A 19262-nucleotide genomic window follows, 5' to 3' on the forward strand; every position below is an offset into this window, starting at 1 on the left:
GTTCAGTGATAAATAATCACAGCATTACAAAAGGTTTAAACATGTCAAACAAACTGGTATTGGTACTGAATTGCGGTAGCTCGTCATTGAAATTTGCGGTTATCGACGCCTCTACGGGCGATGACCAGATCTCAGGTCTGGCTGAATGTTTTGGACTAGAAGACTCTCGTATCAAGTGGAAAGTCAATGGTGATAAGCACACAGCCAGCCTAGGTGCATTCACCGCTCACAGTGAAGCGGTAGAATATATCGTCGCTAATATCTTAGGCGCTCACCCACAAATTGCCGCACAAATCTTGGCTATCGGTCATCGTGTGGTTCATGGCGGTGAGAAATTCACTCATTCAGTCATCATAGACGAATCTGTAGTCCAAGGCATCGAAGACTGCGCCGCACTCGCTCCACTGCATAACCCGGCTCATCTTATCGGTATTCGCGCCGCCCAAGCCGCCTTCCCGAGCCTGCCTCAGGTTGCCGTGTTCGATACCGCTTTCCACCAAAGCATGCCGGAAAAAGCCTTTATCTATGCCCTTCCCTATAAGCTATATCGTGAAAACAGCATACGTCGTTATGGTATGCACGGCACCAGCCACCTGTTCGTCAGTCGTGAAGCGGCAAAGGCTCTAGGTAAAAATATCGAAGAGACCAATGTCATCTGTGCTCACTTAGGCAACGGCGCCTCGGTCACTGCCATCAAAGGTGGAAAGAGTGTCGATACATCCATGGGACTAACGCCTCTGGAAGGCTTAGTCATGGGGACACGTTGTGGCGATATCGATCCATCCATCATACATCATCTTGTCAGCCGTCTAGGTTACACCTTAGATGAAGTTAACAACCTGATGAACAAGCAGAGCGGTTTGCTGGGGATCTCTGAACTGACCAACGATTGTCGCGGCATAGAAGAAGCATATGAACAAGGTCATAAAGGTGCCACCTTGGCATTGAATATTTTCTGCTACCGCTTAGCTAAATATATCGCCTCATACACTGTGCCTCTAGGTCGCTTGGACGCCTTAGTATTCACCGGCGGCATAGGCGAGAACTCAGATCTCATCCGAGCTAAGGTACTTAATTTGTTAGAAATTTTTAACTTCGAGCTTGATGATGAGCGCAATAAAGCGGCACGTTTCGGTCGCCAAGGTCAAATCACCACAGACAAGGGCCCTATCGCATTGGTTATCCCGACTAATGAAGAGTGGGTCATCGCAGAAGATGCCATGAGTCTGCTGAAGTAAATGAATACAGGCTGGGAGCGGTTATTGCCCGAGCCTGTCATAGAATATGCTAAATAGTTCGGCATGACTCATTAGAGAACATGCCATTTAAGCGTCACCAAGAGGTTGTTATGTCTCGCAATATTATGTTAATCCCCATAGGTACAGGCGTAGGCCTCACCTCTATCAGTTTAGGCCTGGTTCGCGCCTTCGAGCACCACGGTGTTAAGGTTCGCTTCTTCAAACCTATCGCCCAACAGCGCCCACAAGATGCGGGTCCAGAACGTTCGACCACCATCCTATGCAAGTCTCCAACGGTTAACCCACTCGAACCGTTCGAGATGGAACATGCGGAAAACCTAGTTCGCGGCGATAAAACCGATGTCTTGATGGAGCAGATCATCGCTCGCGTCAGTGAAGATACCGATGAGACCGAAACCTTGGTACTCGAAGGCCTGGTACAGACCCATAATCATCCATTTTCCGGCGACGTCAACTATGCCATCGCCAAGGCGCTGGATGCCGATGTAATCTTTGTGGCCACACCGGGTAATGAGACAGCTACGGCCTTGATGAACCGTTTAGAAATAGCCCATAACTCATGGGGCGGCAAGAAGAACAAGCGTATCATAGGTGCCATCATCAATAAGATTGGTGCCCCGGTCGATGAGGAAGGTCGCACGCGTCCAGACCTTTCAGAGGTCTTCGAGAATCAGGATATCCAGCGACCCTATGCGGCAAACATGTTCCAACTACCGGGTAAGAGCTCACTGCGCATATTAGGCAGCGTGCCCTATAATCTGGATCTGGTTGCGCCTCGCGCCTCTGATCTTGCCAAGCACCTTAGGGCTAAGATCATCAATGCCGGTGATATGCACACCCGCCGACTGCGTAAAGTGACCTTCTGTGCCCGCAGCATTCCCAACATGGTCACCCACATCAAGACTGACTCGCTACTGGTCACCTCAGGCGATCGCTCAGATGTCATCGTCGCCGCTTGTCTAGCCTCGATGAATGGTATCAAGATCGGTGCCCTGCTGCTCACAGGCAGTTATGAGCCAGAGCCGGCGATCATGGCCCTATGTGAGCAAGCCTTGGAAACCGGACTACCGATATTTCTTATCGATACCAATACCTGGCAGACATCGCTTAACATCCAGCGCTTCGATCACGAAGTCCCTGTGGATGATGCCGTGCGTATCGAAGAGGTGCAGGAGTTCGTCGCCAGCCATATCGATCAACATTGGATAGAATCAGCCACCAAATACTCACCTCGTGAGCATCGCCTTTCACCACCGGCCTTCAGGTATAAGCTTACCGAGCTGGCGAGAGCGGCCCGCCGCACCGTCGTCTTACCCGAAGGTAATGAGCCTCGCACTATCGAGGCGGCCAGTATCTGTGCCGAGCGAGGCATCGCTAAGTGTATCTTGCTTGGTAACAAAGAAGAGATCGAACGCATCGCAAACCAACAAGGAGTGACCTTAAGCGAAGGTGTCGAGATAATCGAGCCGGAAACTGTCCGTGAGCGTTACGTGGAGCCTATGTTGGATCTGCGTCGTCACAAGGGACTCACCGAAGTCGTTGCTCGTGAGCAACTGGAAGACAACATGGTGCTGGGTACCATGATGGTCGCTCAAAACGAAGTTGACGGTATCGTCTCTGGTGCAGTTCATACCACAGCCAATACCATACGCCCTCCTTTACAGCTGATTAAGACAGCACCAGGCGCGAGTCTGGTCTCGTCAATCTTCTTCATGCTGATGCCGGATCAGGTATTAGTCTACGGCGATTGTGCCATCAACCCGGATCCCACTGCCGAGCAACTTGCCGATATCGCCATCCAGTCTGCCGAATCGGCCGCCGCATTCGGCATCGAGCCTAGAGTGGCCATGATCAGCTATTCTACCGGCAGCTCAGGCACAGGTTCAGATGTGGATAAGGTACGTGAAGCGACTCGAATCGCCAAAGAGAAGCGTCCTGACCTTATCATAGACGGACCACTGCAATACGATGCCGCGGTAATGCCAAATGTTGCCCAGTCTAAGGCACCTAACAGCCCTGTCGCCGGTAAGGCAACGGTATTTATATTCCCAGATCTCAATACGGGTAATACCACCTACAAGGCGGTACAGAGAAGTGCCGATCTAATCAGCATAGGTCCCATGCTTCAGGGAATGCGCAAGCCGGTCAATGACCTGTCTCGTGGCGCTCTGGTAGACGACATCGTCTACACCATAGCCTTGACGGCGATTCAAGCATCACAAGGTGAGCAGGCTTAAATCAAACCTGTCGCTGTCGGTTAACCTATAAAACAAAAAACCTCTCTAGCCACAAGCTAGAGAGGTTTTTTTAGATCTGGGGATAAGTCGCTGCAGCAGATGTCGATAAATCATTCGAAACAAGAATGCGTCATTTTTTAACCAGCAGTTTAAGCCCATATTAAACATGAACTTAAAAGTTATGCATCGAGTCTTCAACACACTTGTCCACAGATTCTGTGGATAACCAGCAAACCTTATTCATTCAGATATGACTGATTAACGTTTACCTGTCAAGATTTAAAATTCATCAGCCTTGCCTTGCAGCAATAGAATAGCGATACTGGCTCAAACCTTACTCGAGCCATAAACAAATAACCTCTATGAAAATTATCGCCCTACTTAGTCTCCTCTTTCTTGCTGGCTGCAGTCCTGATAGCGCGCCGACCCGAACACCCGAACAGGTTTCTCTCGGCTTCTTTCACGCCATCTATGTCGAACGAGACGTCGACCAGGCCAAGCAATTTGTCAATGAGCCTATGAAAGAGGTACTCGACCATTACTACATTGCTTCGGCTGTACAGAGGCACGTCCTCAACCTCTCCATGACAGAGGTCACCATGGAGATCGAAGAGATAGATATCGACTTCTTCAGAAAGTTCACCGACGACGTTACTGTTATCGTAAAGATGCAGGGACTCAAAGGGGGAGAGGCCTGGATAGACGATAGGACAATTCGACTGCACAAGATAGCCTCGAGCTGGGTCATTGTCGAAGTCTTACCCGAGAAAGGCAATCTAAACTAAAAGTAGAACGAAAAAGCAGACAAAAAAATAGCAAGCTTAGCTTGCTATTTTTATTCCAGCAGATGCTAGATTTACTCTCGAATTGAGGATTGTTCCCTAATCCAAAAACGCATCTTCATCCTTCTCTACGGGTAAAGACTCCATCACTTCGTCTTGTACTTGGTAGTATGCGCTTTCGTATTCTTGAACTTCCATAACAACTCCGAATCCAGTTTGTAAGGTCTGAGGCATGTCATTACTTCGATAACATTTTGCCAAGATAGGAAGTGGCAGATGTTCTACTTACTTCTTGGACTAATTATATCAGGCATCGATACGTAATTACACAAAGCTTTCAGTTTCGTTTCACTCGAAAGCCTCAAACATCAGCAAACTCGCTAAAAACAGCCAGATCTCGTTGCAAAACATGAAAGACTTTCACCTTTTATGCGTTTAAGGCCTAAGTGTGATTTTTTTGCTGCAAAACAATCTAGGCTTCAGCCCTCGAACTGCTATCAATTAAGGATACCTATTAATATTTACGGGAACGCTATTGAGTTTTTTGGAGGGCTAAATAATGAATGCGCTTGTTGAATTTGAAGCTGGAAGACTGGTGGACCTATTTGGTCAAGGTGACACGCTCAACATATTCATGTTTATGGACATGATGAACATGCCAATTGATGTACAGGACAGACTCTTCTCTGAGATATCAGCCTTGAAATATATAGATAAAACAAAAGTAGAGCATATTATCGAGTCCCATGGTCAATCGACGATCCATGAAAAACTGAGTTATTGATTCTTTAGCAAGACGGGCTAACTCGACACTATCTGCTATCAAGATACCAGTTCTACATTCGAACTGGTACTTGACTCCTTGCCTATAAAACACCAGTTTAGCTGTTTTTACGTCTATATTTGAGCACCTTGAGCGCCTTGTCCTTGCTGATATCCGCGAAAACACTTGGATTAGCCAGTTGTTCAACAAATTCTAGTGAAGGGCTAAACTCTGCAACTTGCTGCACCAGGAAATCAATAGTCAACTCAGGCGCATTGAGACACAACAACACCTCACCGTCTTCGGTCAGCAGCTCTGGCAGACGCTTCAGCAGTCTGGAGTAATCTTTTGTCGCCACGAAGCTGCCTTTTTGGTTACTTGGCGGATCGGCGATAATCATCTCATAGGGACCAAGTTTGGTTAACTTGCCCCAAGACTTGAAGATATCATGGCCGAAAAAACGAGCACCAGCAGTGAATCCATTGACGAGATGATTCTGTTTACCAATCGACAGCGCCCCCTTGCTCATGTCGATATTAACCACGCTGTCACAGCCACCTTGCAGTGCGGCCACTGAAAATGCGCAGGTATATGAAAAAAGGTTGAGTACCTTCTTACCTTGAGCATGTTCCCTCACCCATTGACGGCCATTCTTCATATCGAGAAACAGGCCATGATTCTGCCCTTTCAGTAGATGAACATGGTATTGAGCGCCGTTCTCCAAGACCGTATGCCTATCTGGGACACTTCCCTCTATCAAATCGGTTTGGGTGCGTCCGCCGCTGCGGGTCTGATAAACAAGGTTTAGCGCTTCATTTCCCTTAAGGGCTTGCCACCTCTGTTTAATCAATTCTACCGACTCATCTAAGGCATCGGGCTCCAGAGGCTTAAAACTGGTTAACAGGAGTACGGGCGGGTACCAATCCAAACAGATATGCTCAGCTGCCGGATATAGGCCACCACGACCATGAAAAAGGCGATTAACCTCCTCCCCCAGAGTCATCTTGTTCAACTCATCAAAAAATAACTGCATTTATCTCACTTGAAATATTTATTTCTCTATAAAAACAACAAAGCCACATATTAAGTGGCCTTGTTAATACACGAGTCTCGCTTAAACGGTCTTAGGCATGTCCTCTCCGTCATTATCGTCCGGCCTAACATCATCAACATCATCGGCCAGCAATATCGCTAACCAGCTCCCTCCCTTACTCGATTCGAGGGCGATTTTGACAATCATGGTTAAGGGTACCGATAATAACATGCCCACAGAACCTAATAACCAGCCCCAGAAGATTAATGACAGGAAAACCACCAAGGTAGAAAGACCTAAGCCTTTGCCCATATATCTAGGCTCTATTAGGTTCCCCATGACCATATTGGTGCCTAAATAGAGCAGAGCCGTTGCCCCAGCAGCTCCAGGGCCGAGTTGAATAAAGGCCAATAACACCGAAGGAATGGCGGCGATCATTGAACCTATGTTGGGAATATAATTAAACAGGAAGGCGATGACCGCCCATAACAGCGCATAATCTACCCCGATAATCGTCAGGCCTATGCCAACAATCACACCGGTCGCCAGACTCACTAGGGTCTTTATCACCATATATTGATTGACCGAATTCAAAAATTTATCAATCTGCTGCAATCTCATCTCAGGATCATCCAGAGCAAAATGCAGTTTCTTAGGCATGGTCTGGGACTCAAACAGCATAAATACCACGGTGAGAATGATCAAAAATAGATTAGCCATCACGCCACCCACACCGGTTAACATATTGGTGGTCATGGAGAGCGCAATACTGGGATCGAAATAGGCCAATATCTGCTCTTTGGAGATGATGATATTGAAATGTTGTAATTTTTCCGTTGCCCAACCAAATTGTTCCACCAGCTGATCACGATAGTGAGGTAACTGACTAGAAAACTCATTGATTGAGCTGCCGACAATTTGTGCTAACCACAGGCCCATCATGACAATAAACACCATCAAGAAGAGCACAGCTAAAGATCTGGGCACTTTACACCGTGTCATTGCACCAATGACCGGATTACAGATCACCGCAATAAATGCCGAAAGTACAAATGGCACCACAATCGGGCTTGCCGCCTTAATTCCGGCTAAGATCACGACGGTGAATGCCATGATCGCAAACCCTTTATACGCAACAGATTGGGTATCAACTCTTGGCATATGGATATAATTCCTTCATGATTAACTAATAGATTGATAGGCTTAATAACTTGTAATTTGTAACAAAACTAACTTCAGCATGGAGCTATGACTAGTATGAGACCAGAAATTGCCATCATCCGCATCAAAAATCTACGCCTAAGGACATTTATCGGCATCAAGGATGACGAAATTCAAAACAAACAAGATATCTTAATCAATGCTGAAATCCATTACAGCGCCGCTGAAGCCCGTAACAGTGACAATATGGACGATGCGTTGAATTATCGCACAATCACGAAAAAAATCATTGAATTAGTTGAACACAATCGATTTAATTTATTAGAAAACCTGACGAGTCAGGTGCTCAACATCGCCAGCGACCACGCTTGGGTCGAGTTTGCAAGTGTCGAAATAGACAAGCCTCACGCACTTCGTTTCGCAGATTCCGTGTCTCTCTCCCTTTGCTACAGCAAAAATAACACCTAGTCATAGCCAAGTGACTCAGCGTTTACCCCATAAACATTTGAACCAGTTTGAGTGATTTTATAAACTAGAACCTGATATCTCAGGTTCTGGTTTCCGCCACCACATATTGCCACGTCAGAGTTTACCGCGATTATTCTGCCCCTGGTTGAATCAGGCCCGAGTTTAGCAAAACTAGCCCTAAACATTTGCCCATGCTATTAACAAAAAAATCAATTTCAGCTCGGTTATGAGCCTAAAACACCATAAATATAAAGGTCTTGTACGGTAAAGCTCTGCTACAATTGAATCTATGACTAGTCTCATTCTTAGAAAATCTGAACCATGAAAATATTGCTCACAGGTGCGACAGGATTCATTGGCCACCAGCTTGTCAGAGTCTTGAGTCATGAAAATAAACTGACGATTTTAACCCGCTCTCCCGCCGCGGCTCACCACCAGCTTGGTGCTGAACATCAATACTTGGGGAACTTGACCTCACTGGCAAATTTTAATGAATTTGACGCTGTGATTAATCTTGCGGGTGAGCCAATTGCCAATAAACGTTGGTCAGAAAAACAAAAACAATTGATTTGTCAGAGTCGATGGCAGATGACTTCACGTATTGCCGAGTTAATTAAAGCCAGTGATAATCCGCCTCAGGTATTGATCAGTGCTTCTGCAATAGGCATCTATGGCCAACAAGGCACTCAGCCCATCGATGAGTCATATCTGTTAACCTCTGTCGATGAAAGAGCCACCAATGACTTCCCCTTGAGAGTATGCTCTCACTGGGAGGAGCTTGCGCTATCGGTTCAGTCTGACAACACCAGAGTCTGCATCATTCGCACTGGACTGGTATTAGGTTTATCAGGCGGTGCACTGGCCAAAATGCTGTTACCGTTTAAATTAGGTCTCGGGGGCCCCATAGGAACAGGCCAGCAAGGGATGAGTTGGATCCATCAAGACGATCACATTAATTTAATCGTGTTTTTATTGAACCAGAAAAAATGTCAGGGGATTTTCAATGCCACCGCGCCTCGTCCCGTCAGTAATAGCACGTTTTCTAAACTGCTAGGACAAGCACTCTCTCGCCCGGCATTCATACCAATGCCCACTATTATTTTAAAGCTGCTGCTCGGAGAGATGTCAGACTTGTTAACCCAAGGTCAGTACGTACTTCCCACCAGAGCAGAGGCTGCTGGATTTACGTTTACCTACCCAGAATTAGCACAGGCATTTGCTGCACTGATAGATTAATAGCCAACAATGCCGCAAGCAAAGAAACGAGACGATTGCCAACTCAGATCTTGGGCTCTATAAGATATCGTACAGCCCGCAGGGGTTGACCGTATTGGCAAGCCAAGCCGAAATACTGCCTGCAAGATAGGTATAGAGCCAGTACGTCGCCTGAGTTCGTCCATCTTCTCCCACAGTGAGCGACCTGCTGCCATCACACACCACCGCAATCGGTTTTGGTCCGTACTGGTTCTTCTGGGTCCAATAACGATAATATCGCCCCACCTGTGTGTCCCATAAATCAAAAAAAAAGGCGAAGCCTTGCGGCTTCACCTTCATTTTTAATGTCAACGCTAGCCCGCTTTGAGCAAGTCGCTGCAAGACTTTTTTAGCAACTGTCGGCAACGCCACACACCCAAGAGTGCGACTGTGACCGCACCACACAAGGGTGCTAGCCCCCACCAAGGCCAGTGCATATAGACATTCAATTCGAACACCTGAGTCTTGAGCAAGTACAGAATAAACTCGGCGACAATCACCGCCAGCAAACCGGCTATGGTACCCAGCAAGGCAAATTCGAGTCCGGTTGCCATCCTCAATAACCAGCCCGAAGCCCCGAAGGTGCGTAACACCGCCAGCTCTCTTTGCCTGCTCGCCATGCCCGCCTCGGTTTGCGCTATCATGACCAGGCTGCTAGCCAACACCACCAGCACTAATACCAAGGTGAGGGACAGGGAAACCTGATCGATTATCTGCCTTAATTGCTTGATCATGGTGCCCACATCTATGATGGATACCGTAGGGAATTGCTTGATGATATCCAGAATAACCTGGGACTTATTATCATCGAGATAGAAGCTCGCCATCGAGGTATAGGAAAATGCCCCCAGTGATTCTTTGGTGAAGATCATGAAAAAATTAGGCTGCATGGTCTCCCAATGCACGGCGCGAATACTGCCAACCTTGACGATTAAGGTCTGGTTATCGATGATATAGGTCAGGCTGTCGCCTAGCTTAAGATCCAAGCGCTCCGCAATCCCAGACTCAACCGACACCTCGTCAGAGTTAACATTAAATTCCCCTGCTAATATTTCGTTATTGGGCGGTACACTGTCTCGCCAGGTGAGATTGAGCTCACGTGAGATGCCTTGCCTGCCCTCGACGCCAGCCTCTACCTGATCAGATGTGAGGAATGTCTCGCCGTTCACTGCCGTTAAGCGACCTCTGACCACAGGGTAAATATCTGTGGTTTTAACCGTATTGGCAGTCAGATAGCGCTTTAAAGGGCTGACCTCATCGGGAGCGATATTGACTAAGAAGTAATTGGGCGCATTTTCGGGCAGCTGCTTCTGCCATTCATTGAGTAAGTCTTGCCTCAAGGCGAAAATGGTCAACAATAACACTAGGGCGCTACTGAACCCGACCAGCTGTATGGCATTTTGTTTCGCCCTACGTCTCAGACCCGCCAGGGCTAACTGCAGTGGGTTAGTGGTTTTCATGCCCACACTATGACCCATACGGATCATGAAAAAGCCTAGCACGCTCAATAGTAAGCCCAGCAAGAGCACACCGGCGACAACCGTCAGGGTCAATACCAGACTGCCTGAGTAGAGGTAACCCAAGAGCGCCATGGCTGTCAGACTCAATAATAAGTGCAGCCACATTCCCAGTTGTAGCCCCTCTAACTGACGCTGCAACACCCGTAGCGGTGGAATCGATAATAACCGCAACAAGGGGTAGGCTGAGAACATAAAAGCGCTGATAAACCCGGTAGCGAGCCCCAGTAATATTGGTCTGTATAAAGGCGGTGAATAGGCGGCGATTTCAGGCGGTAACAAGAAGGTGATTACCATATCTAAAACAAAACCACCGATCAAGCCAAGCACGACCCCGAGCAAGGTCACTAACAGCAGGTGCATGCCAAATAAAGTGCGGATCTGTTTACCCGAAGCGCCGAATGTCTTCAGCATGGCGACGACATCATAATGGCGCTGGCAATATCTCTGTGCGGCGATGCCGATTGCCGCACAGGCCAGCGCAATACCCAACAGACTGGCTAACAAGAGGAAACGTTCCGCCCGTTTAACTGCATCGGCGATCGGTGAGTCACCCGTTTGCACATCTATCCAGCGCTGACTGTTATTAAGCAGCGGTTTAACATAGGCTTCGAACCGTTTAAGTTGCGTCTCATTACCCGTAAATTGCGCCAGATAGGTCACTCGACTGCCAGGCTGGATCACACCAGTTCCGGCCACATCCGCCATACGCATCAAGACCACGGGAGAGGAGGCAAAGGGGTTAAATCCGGCGTCGGGTAAGCGTGCTATCTCCTCACTCAAGGTAAACTGAGCATGACCTAATTCTAAGGAACTGGGGTAACCCAATAAGCCCCCCAAACGGGTTTCAAACCAAATTTCTCCCGAGCCAGGTAAGGATACACGGCTATCCGAATTAAGCTCTATCTTGCCCTTGAGAGGGTAGCCCTGTTCAACGGCGCGGACCGTGACTAATTGAAATTTATCTTCCGCAAATACCATAGAATTAAACTGTAAGCTGGAGACTCGATCCAATCCAATCTCATCGGCTTTATTGAGGATCGACTCATCAATCTTAGTCGGTGAGTTGATGATCCTATCGGCAGCGATAAATTTTGCTGCTTGGCCATTGATGGCTAGCTGTAATCGCTCACTGACTCGCGCTAATCCAGTCACAGATAACACAGCCAGAGTGATAGCCAACACGATGAGCACGAGTTGCCCCTGTAAGAGCTCACGTTTAAATAAACGCCACGCCAGAGTCATCTCCATTAACTCGCCTCCGCCTTAGCCGGCTGACTATCTGTTACAGCTACCGCAGGTTTGGTGGCATCTGACATATTATTCCTAGCCTCTGTGAGTTCACCCGAGTCCATCAACAACTGACGCTCACACCGTTTAGCCAACACCAGATCGTGAGTCACTAACACCAGTGTCGTCTCGCACTCGCGGTTAAGCTCAAACAACATGTCCGCCACCTTCTTGCTATTGGCCGCATCCAGGTTTCCCGTGGGCTCATCGGCAAATAACACCTTGGGCTCACAGATAAATGCTCTGGCGATGGCGACGCGTTGCTGCTCACCACCGGAGAGCTGATTGGGAAAATGATTCAGTCTATGACTCAGCCCGACTCTGTCCAACATGGACTTAGCCTTCTCTTTTGCCTTAGGTATTCCAGCCAATTCGGCGGGCAACATGACATTTTCCAGGGCATTGAGTGTATCGACCAACATGAATGACTGAAAAATAAAGCTGACTTTCTGCTTGCGCATTGCCGCCTTCTTCTCTTCATCTAAATGCTGTATGGCAATGCCATCTAAGATGATCTCACCGGAAGTTGGAGAGTCTAACGCCGCAAGTAAGCCGAGCAAGGTCGACTTCCCAGATCCTGATGGCCCAAGTATTGCGATACTTTCTCCATGCTTGACATCCATATTGATGCCGTTGAGGATAGTAAGCTCTCCCTCTTGGGTAGCCACTGACTTAACGAGATTTTTAACTGTGATAGCACTGATATCTGACATAAAACCCTTCTATTCCATCTTACTTAGACGCTTGCTGACTCTGTTAACTTTAACCTGTCTGCTCGTTAGCACTCAAGCATTAGCCGCCCCTATATTAATCCTGGGAGATAGCTTAAGTGCAAGCTATGGTATCGATGAAGATAAAGGTTGGGTCAATTTGTTGAGAGCCAAACTACCGCAACATGAGATAATAAACGGCTCAGTGAGTGGTGAAACCTCAGCTGGAGGATTGCGTAGACTCCCCGCCCTGCTTGAATCCGGTAAGCCTAAGCTGGTCTTAATTGAATTGGGAGGCAATGACGGATTACGCGGCTTTACTCCCCAACAACTGAAAGAAAATCTTACAAAAATAATCATCTTATCCAAACAAACCCATGCAAAAGTGCTCTTGAGTGAGGTCATGGTACCGCCAAACTATGGCCCCAGATATGCGCAGATGTTTGCCGATGTCTATAACGAGTTAGCCAAGGAGCATGAAATAACCCTGATGCCCTTCTTCATGAAAGATATCGCCATCTATCCCGAATTGATGCAAAGAGACGGCATTCACCCCAATGCTCAGGCGCAGATGCAGATTGCCGGCTTCGTACAGCCTTGGGTAACACAAATCTTAGAGTGATGCACCATAGCGGCCTTTATTGTGCTTAGTGCTATCACTAGATCCTAGATTAGATTTAACGACCCGAAAAATCACAGCTACAGAGGCCCCAATCAGCTGGTACCCCTAAAAATGGGGTCATACCACCCAACTAATTTATTCCGCTTATCTTGCTCGCAAGTAGGTTGTTACAAATCAATACAAGCTAGCGTAAAAACAACAAATTTAATCCAACCCCACTCCTGCGTTTAACTCAGCCCGTTTCATTCTGTTTTATATAGACAAAATATTAAACACTTGTTTAACATTTTAACGCCAAGCCAATGATGACAGCTTGATATTAACTTGTTGGCCGGATTTCACATTGTATATATGGTACGTCAGTGCAATCTAAGCAAGGAATAATACTCCAAGGTGTCCCCGATGTGACGACTATCGATACTGTGCCGGCTTATTCAGATGGCGATGAGATAGGCTTAGCATCATTAAGCGATGAGCAGCTGATGGACACGGCTAAGGGGTATCTGGATGTAAACTGTGCCCATTGTCATCGTCCAGAAGGCAATGCATCCAACACAGGCCTCACACTGGAATATTGGCGACCCTACGCTGACGGTCACGGCACCTGTAAATCTCCTGTCGCCTATGGCGGTGGAGAGCTCGGTTACGATATCGTGCCAACTGCACCGATTTGAGAGCACAATAACTCAACCACCTCTTCACCATAATGCTGACGGAGATAAGCCAGTAAATTACGTAATTGGTAAGCTGGGTAGGACTGATCTCCCACCATCATGTTCGGCTTATAATTGTGAGCCTGTTTCATCCAGCACCTACTTTCTTATTGTCTTGAGCTATTTTGTATAAGAATTCACGTCTGTTGAAAAGGTATTTTTGAGGGTTTCACTAAGATAGTAAGATTTAGTTTTACAATATTGTCCCGATTCAATGAACGATAGAGACAGCGAGTCTAACAAAATAGATACTCCATTTATGGTATTACATGCTTGAAACACACTCATAAAAAATCCGAGAACTTGGCAGAACTCGGATTATTCACTCATCAATATGATAATCAGATGTTTATTTTCACACTAAGTTAATCAGAGCTAAGGTTTACGTAATTTGTCGCTCTTAATCAAGATATGGAAAATTAAAATCTAACACTCGCTCTTACAAAGAAGTAACGCCCAAGTACATCATACGTGTATGGATCAGTGTTTGAGTCATTATTACCTGAGTAATATGGAGGCTCTTCATCAAAGATGTTATTGACACCGCCAGACAAACGGACTGTATTATTCACATCATAAGTTGCTGATAGGTCGTGATAAAAAATACTGTCTACGCTCGGCGCATAACACTCAGAAGGTGCATCTTTACATGCAAATGAATCCATTCCATCGATATAACGAACTTCGTATGTTGCACTCCAGTTATCACCCGCTGCACTTAAGTTGAAGTTAGTCTTCAGCTTAGCGTATGCACCTGCGCCACCAGTAATATAGCCACGGTAATCAACAGCTACACCATCTTGGTCAAATTCTTCATACTTATCTAAGATGGATGTATCTAGCCCCGCTTTCCAGTCTAAACCAAAACCTTCAAACGCATAGGCGACGTTGATGTCGTAACCCGCGGTATTGGTTTGGCCAATGTTTTGTAGACCATTATCAAACGAGATACGTCCAGTACCGTCTATTTCGATATTGGAAGATTGACATAGAGCTGTCTCTGTATTGATCTTAATACCATTTGCATCCAAACACTGGTTAGCAATGTAGTTTGAATCAACCGCAGTTATCGTATTGCTTATTTGTATATCAAAGTAATCGACAGTGAAAGATAGACCTTCAACAAAGCTTGGCGAATAGACTAAACCAAGCGTGGTGATATCTGCTTCTTCAGGCGTTAAGTTAGGGTTACCACCCACTGTCACCTGAGCTTGAGTCTGATCCGTCGCCGCATGTTTGATTTGATCAAATGACGGTGACTTTCCACCGAATAGCTCGTTTACAGTCGGTGCTCGGAACGCTGTGGACATGCCACTACGAACCATTAGATCATCCGTCATGCGCCAAGTTAACCCCAGCTTCCAAGTATTATCAGAACCAAATGTACTGTAATCGAAGTAACGAATTGCAGCGCTCAAATCAACTTGCTGTGCAAGTGGTAAGTCGCTCAGCAATGGGATAGCCAATTCAGCATAGACTTCATTGACGTCAAATGAACCTGATGTCGATTCAACACGAGGGTCATTTGCCAGGCCTTGTGAAGTCAACGAGTCCGGTGTGTAATGTGCAGATTCTTTACGGTATTCATACCCAGCGGCAAAACCAACGATACCTGCAGGTAGCTCAAATATCTCACCAGAAAGCGTTGCGGCAGCTATGTCTAACTCACTCCCACCACTGTTAATTTCAGTATAAATATAAGGCGCAATACTCGCACCTTCCCAAGATGACTGTAGGAATGGATCGAAGTCTTTGGCTAATACGGCATCATCGATTGAGCCAAGGTTATGCAAGTTAGCGAGCGTATCGACAGAATCGTTCTTACCCTTATTGTATGATGCGTCCCATGTCCAACCATTGTCGAATTCACCTTCAAGGCCAACAACGAGGCGTACAGTGTCCACGACTTGTGCAAAATCACGAGTGCCGGACTCAACCACGCGGCGACCGTAATCTAATTTTTCACCTTCTTGCACTAGCCCTTTCAGCTCGTCAGTCATCCAAGATGAATCATACGCCCAGGCAGTGCTGTTCCAAATAGGCTGTGGAGCCATCTGCTGGCTAGACCAACGCTTAGAGTACATTGCTTCAGAGAAGAACATGATTGAATCTGACAGCTCATATGTGCCCGAAAAAGAGAGATTCAAACGCTCCATTGGTGTAGAAAGATAACTGTCTTTGGAATAGTTGTATTTATCTTCGTTAGTGAAATCATGGTATTCACCACCTCGTCCACTCAGATCTGGAACGCTTCTTTCACCAAAGGATGAATCAACACCTGAATCAAAATAAACTGAAGCTGTATCAGTGACTGCACTCCAGCTGCGGTAGTAAGCATCGTTACTCTCGCCTTTGGCATCTAACCACACACTACCATCATCATTTAATCGTTGAACATACTTACCATAATAGCCTGAATCCCCATTAGCAACGATTGAGTTACCATCTGCATCGACACCACTTTTTGTCATCAGATGCTGTGAATCCCCCCAGATATGGCCACCTTGAGAATATGAACTACCACCACAATAGATATCACTGCCATCGGAGGTTTCAGTGATCGGACATTCTGAAAAACTGCGATCAGCCTGGCTGGCTTCTCCGCGCTTAGTATACTGCGCGTTGATAACGATATTGCCTTTATCGAAGGTATTGCCTATGGTGAAGTCGATACTGGTTTCGTCGGCATCACCTTGACCAGACATACCCGTTTGAACGTTCATTTCGAAGCCGTCGAAATCACGTTTCAGGATAATGTTTACCACACCGGCAATGGCATCGGTACCGTAAACAGCGGAAGCGCCGTCTTTCAGTACTTCGATCCGCTGGATCATAGACACTGGAATAGTGTTCAAATCCACCGATGCTGCGGCACCAGTACCAGAGGCTATCATGCGACGGCCGTTAACCAATACTAAGGTACGGTTTGAGCCTAAACCGCGTAAATTGACTCGCGAATTACCACCTGAACCGTTGTTTACGGCAGCATTCGTCATAGCACCGCCTGAAGCAGTCATTTTCTGTAGCACACCATCTATTGACGTTGCACCTGATGCCATGATTGCTGAAGCATCAATAATAGTGACAGGACTAGATGTTTCCATATCTGCACGCTTAATACGCGAGCCAGTAACAGTGATTCGTTCTACTTTTGCACCATCATTTTGCTCTGCAGCAAACGCTAAACCAGAAAATGCAACACTTGTTGTTGCTGCGGCTAATAAGCCAACGCGGACTGCTTTGGCTGTTAAGGTCATTGAGTTCATATATTCTCCCTTATCACTAGACATTAATTAATCACTGAACGATTAACACTGCCGGTGTGATAATGATTATTGTTTTATTATTTTATTGTTTTATTGTTTTGAATATTGCGAGGCTGTAAATAGACAGTTAACCCTACGCGGTGAATATTGTTAAAATACAGCACTTAAGTCAACAGCAGTTACAGCTAAACAACCTAATTGATAACAATTGATACATTTGCAAGAAGGTAATATATTTAAATAAAGCAGCGAAATAGAAATAAAACGCACAAGAACAAAAAGTTATAAACAATAAATAATTACGTAACGATTGAGTAGTCTAGGTTGCAGGTGACAACACCAGCAAGATACAAGTTGAGATAATTGTTAATACCAGTTAGCTACAGTTAACGAGTGCGTTTATTTAAAACTAATAAAACATAACAATAAACAAGCGAGGCAAAATTATAAACCGACTAAATATCAAATCTCGAAATATAGCCTCGACTAATAGCCTATGTTCGAGATAAAAACCCAAAATATCACGCTATGACATACGAACCACAAAATTTACATTTATCAAGCAATCAGGTGCCGAGCGAGTTAACTTATCAGGCTGATAACGCTAAAAATACAAGATTGGCTTGATTTAAAAATCAAAACATTAACAAGTTGTCAGGGTGTTTAACTCGAAAGAAAAGGAAAGCGACATACTCATGCTACATTGATCGATATGAGGACGCGCTCGATAAGCAAGGAATTGACCGTTACCGAGACGAGAGACGAGTAAACATTCAAAATACGGACAACAAAAAAGGAGCCATCAGGCTCCTTTTCAACTTTACTTAGCATCAAATTAACGAGTGCGTGGGCAAAGCTCTTCTGTGCTGAAGAAGTAAGCCACTTCACGCTCGGCAGAAGCAACAGAATCAGAACCGTGAGCCGCGTTCTCATCGATGCTTTCTGCGAAATCGGCACGAATAGTACCAGGGGCTGCGTCAGCTGGGTTTGTAGCACCTAAGATGTCACGGTGAGCCAGAACTGCATTTTCGCCTTCAAGAGCCTGAACCATGATAGGGCCAGATGTCATGAATGCAACTAGCGCACCGAAGAAAGGACGCTCGCTGTGCTCGGCGTAGAAGCCTTCAGCTTGCTCTTTGCTTAGGTGAACCATTTTAGAAGCGATGATTTTCAGGCCAGCAGTTTCAAAACGGTTGTAGATAGCGCCAATGTTATTTTTTGCAACAGCATCGGGCTTAATGATAGAAAAAGTACGTTCGATAGCCATGAGAAGCTTCCTTCATAATAAACAGGTTTTAATTTTCGCGCGGATTATACGAAATTTGACACCAAAAACCTACCTTTATACCTAGATGAATAGGATATTGGGTTAACTTTGTCTGGCTTCTGCACGAACCAGAGCTAAACGTCGGCCTAATAAGCCCGAACACACTCTAAGGTTTACGGTAGTAGATTGACTGAGCTCACTGCTCGGCTATCCAACAGGCTTGAACGGCTTCCAATATGCGCTCATTACAGTGTTCAGGATCATCATCGAATGAGTCCAGCGCTAAGATCCATTCACGCAAATCGGTGAATCTGATCGTTTCAGGATCGGTTTGAGGATACATTTCCAACAGGTCTAAGGCAATATCGAGTGAATCTAGCCACTTTAACGGCATATCTAGCCCCTTGAGCATATTTGTTTATGACTAGAGTATAGCTGGCATCACATCCCATAAAAAAAGCCAGTCTGAGAGACTGGCTTAACTATTTTCGACTCACTATCTTCAAATCGACACGAGTTACGATTAAGACTAGTTAGCCTCGCTCACCATATTAACTGTGTACTTAGGAATATCGACAATGAGATCACAATCAGGCACTTTGGTCTGGCAGGATAAACGGCTCTCGGGCTCGAGTCCCCACGCCTTATCTAACATGTCATCTTCGAGCTCATCGCTTTGTGCTAACACATCGAACCCTTCACGAACGATCACATGACAGGTTGTGCATGCACACACTTTCTCACAGGCATGTTCGATATTAATGCCATTCTTCAAGGCAACGTTAAGAATGGTTTCACCAACGTTGGCTTCGACGACTGCACCATCTGGACACAGCTCTTCATGGGGTAGAAATACAATTTGTGGCATCTTTTTTACCTATTGATTACCAATTAATCTATTGATGATTGTGATTGATGAT

16 protein-coding genes and 1 pseudogene are annotated in these 19262 nt (G+C 46.0%); 8 read left to right on the forward strand and 9 right to left on the reverse strand.

Annotation, left to right across the window (positions count from 1 at the left end; genetic code table 11):
- Window positions 1-41: 41 nt before the first annotated feature.
- From ackA to HRU42_RS00215, 4 genes are all read left to right on the forward strand, one after another.
- Window positions 42-1238, forward strand: coding sequence for an acetate kinase (gene ackA, locus HRU42_RS00200; RefSeq protein ID WP_295027882.1), 1197 nt, complete (start codon window positions 42-44; stop codon window positions 1236-1238).
- 110 nt (window positions 1239-1348) lie between these two features.
- Window positions 1349-3496: a phosphate acetyltransferase gene (gene pta, locus HRU42_RS00205; protein ID WP_295027884.1), complete on the forward strand. Its 2148-nt coding sequence runs from the start codon at window positions 1349-1351 to the stop codon at window positions 3494-3496.
- A 362-nt stretch (window positions 3497-3858) separates the two neighbouring features.
- A complete protein-coding gene (locus tag HRU42_RS00210) occupies window positions 3859-4281 on the forward strand; it encodes a hypothetical protein (protein ID WP_295027886.1) in 423 nt (140 codons plus the stop codon).
- Window positions 4282-4837: 556 nt separating this feature from the next.
- Window positions 4838-5062, forward strand: coding sequence for a hypothetical protein (locus HRU42_RS00215; RefSeq protein ID WP_295027888.1), 225 nt, complete (start codon window positions 4838-4840; stop codon window positions 5060-5062).
- Window positions 5063-5159: 97 nt separating this feature from the next.
- Here HRU42_RS00215 and HRU42_RS00220 read toward each other — a convergent pair whose 3' ends face one another.
- The gene (locus HRU42_RS00220) at window positions 5160-6074 is read right to left on the reverse strand and encodes a class I SAM-dependent methyltransferase (RefSeq protein WP_295027890.1); all 915 of its coding nucleotides are present in this window, start codon (window positions 6072-6074) and stop codon (window positions 5160-5162) included.
- 81 nt (window positions 6075-6155) lie between these two features.
- Window positions 6156-7235: an AI-2E family transporter gene (locus HRU42_RS00225; protein ID WP_295027892.1), complete on the reverse strand. Its 1080-nt coding sequence runs from the start codon at window positions 7233-7235 to the stop codon at window positions 6156-6158.
- A gap of 96 nt (window positions 7236-7331) precedes the next feature.
- Here HRU42_RS00225 and folX point away from each other — a divergent pair, with 96 nt between their 5' ends.
- Both folX and HRU42_RS00235 read left to right on the forward strand, forming a co-directional pair.
- Complete coding sequence (folX, locus tag HRU42_RS00230; protein ID WP_295027894.1) at window positions 7332-7703, forward strand: dihydroneopterin triphosphate 2'-epimerase; 372 nt, start codon at window positions 7332-7334, stop codon at window positions 7701-7703.
- A gap of 321 nt (window positions 7704-8024) precedes the next feature.
- Window positions 8025-8939, forward strand: coding sequence for a TIGR01777 family oxidoreductase (locus HRU42_RS00235; RefSeq protein WP_295027896.1), 915 nt, complete (start codon window positions 8025-8027; stop codon window positions 8937-8939).
- 57 nt (window positions 8940-8996) lie between these two features.
- Here the strand turns inward: HRU42_RS00235 and HRU42_RS00240 are convergent, their stop codons facing one another.
- Genes HRU42_RS00240 through HRU42_RS00250 form a run of 3 tightly spaced genes read right to left on the reverse strand, consistent with a single transcriptional unit; the run spans window position 8997 to window position 12477 of the window.
- On the reverse strand, window positions 8997-9323 hold the full coding sequence (locus HRU42_RS00240; RefSeq protein WP_295028063.1) for a hypothetical protein: 327 nt from the start codon (window positions 9321-9323) through the stop codon (window positions 8997-8999).
- The gene (locus tag HRU42_RS00245) at window positions 9272-11725 is read right to left on the reverse strand and encodes an FtsX-like permease family protein (protein ID WP_295027898.1); all 2454 of its coding nucleotides are present in this window, start codon (window positions 11723-11725) and stop codon (window positions 9272-9274) included. Before HRU42_RS00245 ends, HRU42_RS00240 begins: the two co-directional genes overlap by 52 nt.
- Window positions 11725-12477: an ABC transporter ATP-binding protein gene (locus tag HRU42_RS00250; RefSeq protein WP_295027901.1), complete on the reverse strand. Its 753-nt coding sequence runs from the start codon at window positions 12475-12477 to the stop codon at window positions 11725-11727. The genes HRU42_RS00245 and HRU42_RS00250 overlap by 1 nt, the downstream gene beginning before the upstream one ends.
- Before the next feature lie 31 nt (window positions 12478-12508).
- On the opposite strand from HRU42_RS00250, the gene HRU42_RS00255 reads away from it, so the two are divergent.
- Complete coding sequence (locus HRU42_RS00255; protein WP_295028053.1) at window positions 12509-13096, forward strand: arylesterase; 588 nt, start codon at window positions 12509-12511, stop codon at window positions 13094-13096.
- A gap of 383 nt (window positions 13097-13479) precedes the next feature.
- Window positions 13480-13755 (forward strand): annotated as a pseudogene (locus tag HRU42_RS00260) (hypothetical protein); the annotation flags it as partial.
- A 473-nt stretch (window positions 13756-14228) separates the two neighbouring features.
- Here the strand turns inward: HRU42_RS00260 and HRU42_RS00265 are convergent.
- The 4 genes from HRU42_RS00265 to fdx all read right to left on the reverse strand — a co-directional run bounded on the left by HRU42_RS00265 (window position 14229) and on the right by fdx (window position 19210).
- A complete protein-coding gene (locus tag HRU42_RS00265; RefSeq protein ID WP_295027902.1) occupies window positions 14229-17075 on the reverse strand; it encodes a TonB-dependent siderophore receptor in 2847 nt (948 codons plus the stop codon).
- 835 nt (window positions 17076-17910) lie between these two features.
- The gene (gene ndk, locus HRU42_RS00270; protein WP_144045979.1) at window positions 17911-18342 is read right to left on the reverse strand and encodes a nucleoside-diphosphate kinase; all 432 of its coding nucleotides are present in this window, start codon (window positions 18340-18342) and stop codon (window positions 17911-17913) included.
- A gap of 196 nt (window positions 18343-18538) precedes the next feature.
- A complete protein-coding gene (iscX, locus tag HRU42_RS00275; RefSeq protein ID WP_295027906.1) occupies window positions 18539-18736 on the reverse strand; it encodes a Fe-S cluster assembly protein IscX in 198 nt (65 codons plus the stop codon).
- A gap of 135 nt (window positions 18737-18871) precedes the next feature.
- Window positions 18872-19210: an ISC system 2Fe-2S type ferredoxin gene (fdx, locus tag HRU42_RS00280; protein WP_295027907.1), complete on the reverse strand. Its 339-nt coding sequence runs from the start codon at window positions 19208-19210 to the stop codon at window positions 18872-18874.
- Window positions 19211-19262 lie beyond the last annotated feature (52 nt).

Source organism: Shewanella sp. (genome assembly GCF_013214165.1).
In the GTDB taxonomy this organism is placed as follows: Bacteria; Pseudomonadota; Gammaproteobacteria; order Enterobacterales; family Shewanellaceae; genus Shewanella.

Bases quoted from the DNA above. Each gene is read 5' to 3' on its own strand.
- HRU42_RS00220 (WP_295027890.1), bottom strand. From the start codon at position 6,074: ATGCAGTTATTTTTTGATGAGTTGAACAAGATGACTCTGGGGGAGGAG.
- HRU42_RS00265 (WP_295027902.1), bottom strand. From the start codon at position 17,075: ATGAACTCAATGACCTTAACAGCCAAAGCAGTCCGCGTTGGCTTATTA.
- folX (WP_295027894.1), top strand. From the start codon at position 7,332: ATGAGACCAGAAATTGCCATCATCCGCATCAAAAATCTACGCCTAAGG.
- iscX (WP_295027906.1), bottom strand. From the start codon at position 18,736: ATGCCGTTAAAGTGGCTAGATTCACTCGATATTGCCTTAGACCTGTTG.
- HRU42_RS00225 (WP_295027892.1), bottom strand. From the start codon at position 7,235: ATGCCAAGAGTTGATACCCAATCTGTTGCGTATAAAGGGTTTGCGATC.
- HRU42_RS00235 (WP_295027896.1), top strand. From the start codon at position 8,025: ATGAAAATATTGCTCACAGGTGCGACAGGATTCATTGGCCACCAGCTT.
- HRU42_RS00245 (WP_295027898.1), bottom strand. From the start codon at position 11,725: ATGGAGATGACTCTGGCGTGGCGTTTATTTAAACGTGAGCTCTTACAG.
- HRU42_RS00210 (WP_295027886.1), top strand. From the start codon at position 3,859: ATGAAAATTATCGCCCTACTTAGTCTCCTCTTTCTTGCTGGCTGCAGT.
- pta (WP_295027884.1), top strand. From the start codon at position 1,349: ATGTCTCGCAATATTATGTTAATCCCCATAGGTACAGGCGTAGGCCTC.
- HRU42_RS00215 (WP_295027888.1), top strand. From the start codon at position 4,838: ATGAATGCGCTTGTTGAATTTGAAGCTGGAAGACTGGTGGACCTATTT.
- ndk (WP_144045979.1), bottom strand. From the start codon at position 18,342: ATGGCTATCGAACGTACTTTTTCTATCATTAAGCCCGATGCTGTTGCA.
- fdx (WP_295027907.1), bottom strand. From the start codon at position 19,210: ATGCCACAAATTGTATTTCTACCCCATGAAGAGCTGTGTCCAGATGGT.
- ackA (WP_295027882.1), top strand. From the start codon at position 42: ATGTCAAACAAACTGGTATTGGTACTGAATTGCGGTAGCTCGTCATTG.
- HRU42_RS00250 (WP_295027901.1), bottom strand. From the start codon at position 12,477: ATGTCAGATATCAGTGCTATCACAGTTAAAAATCTCGTTAAGTCAGTG.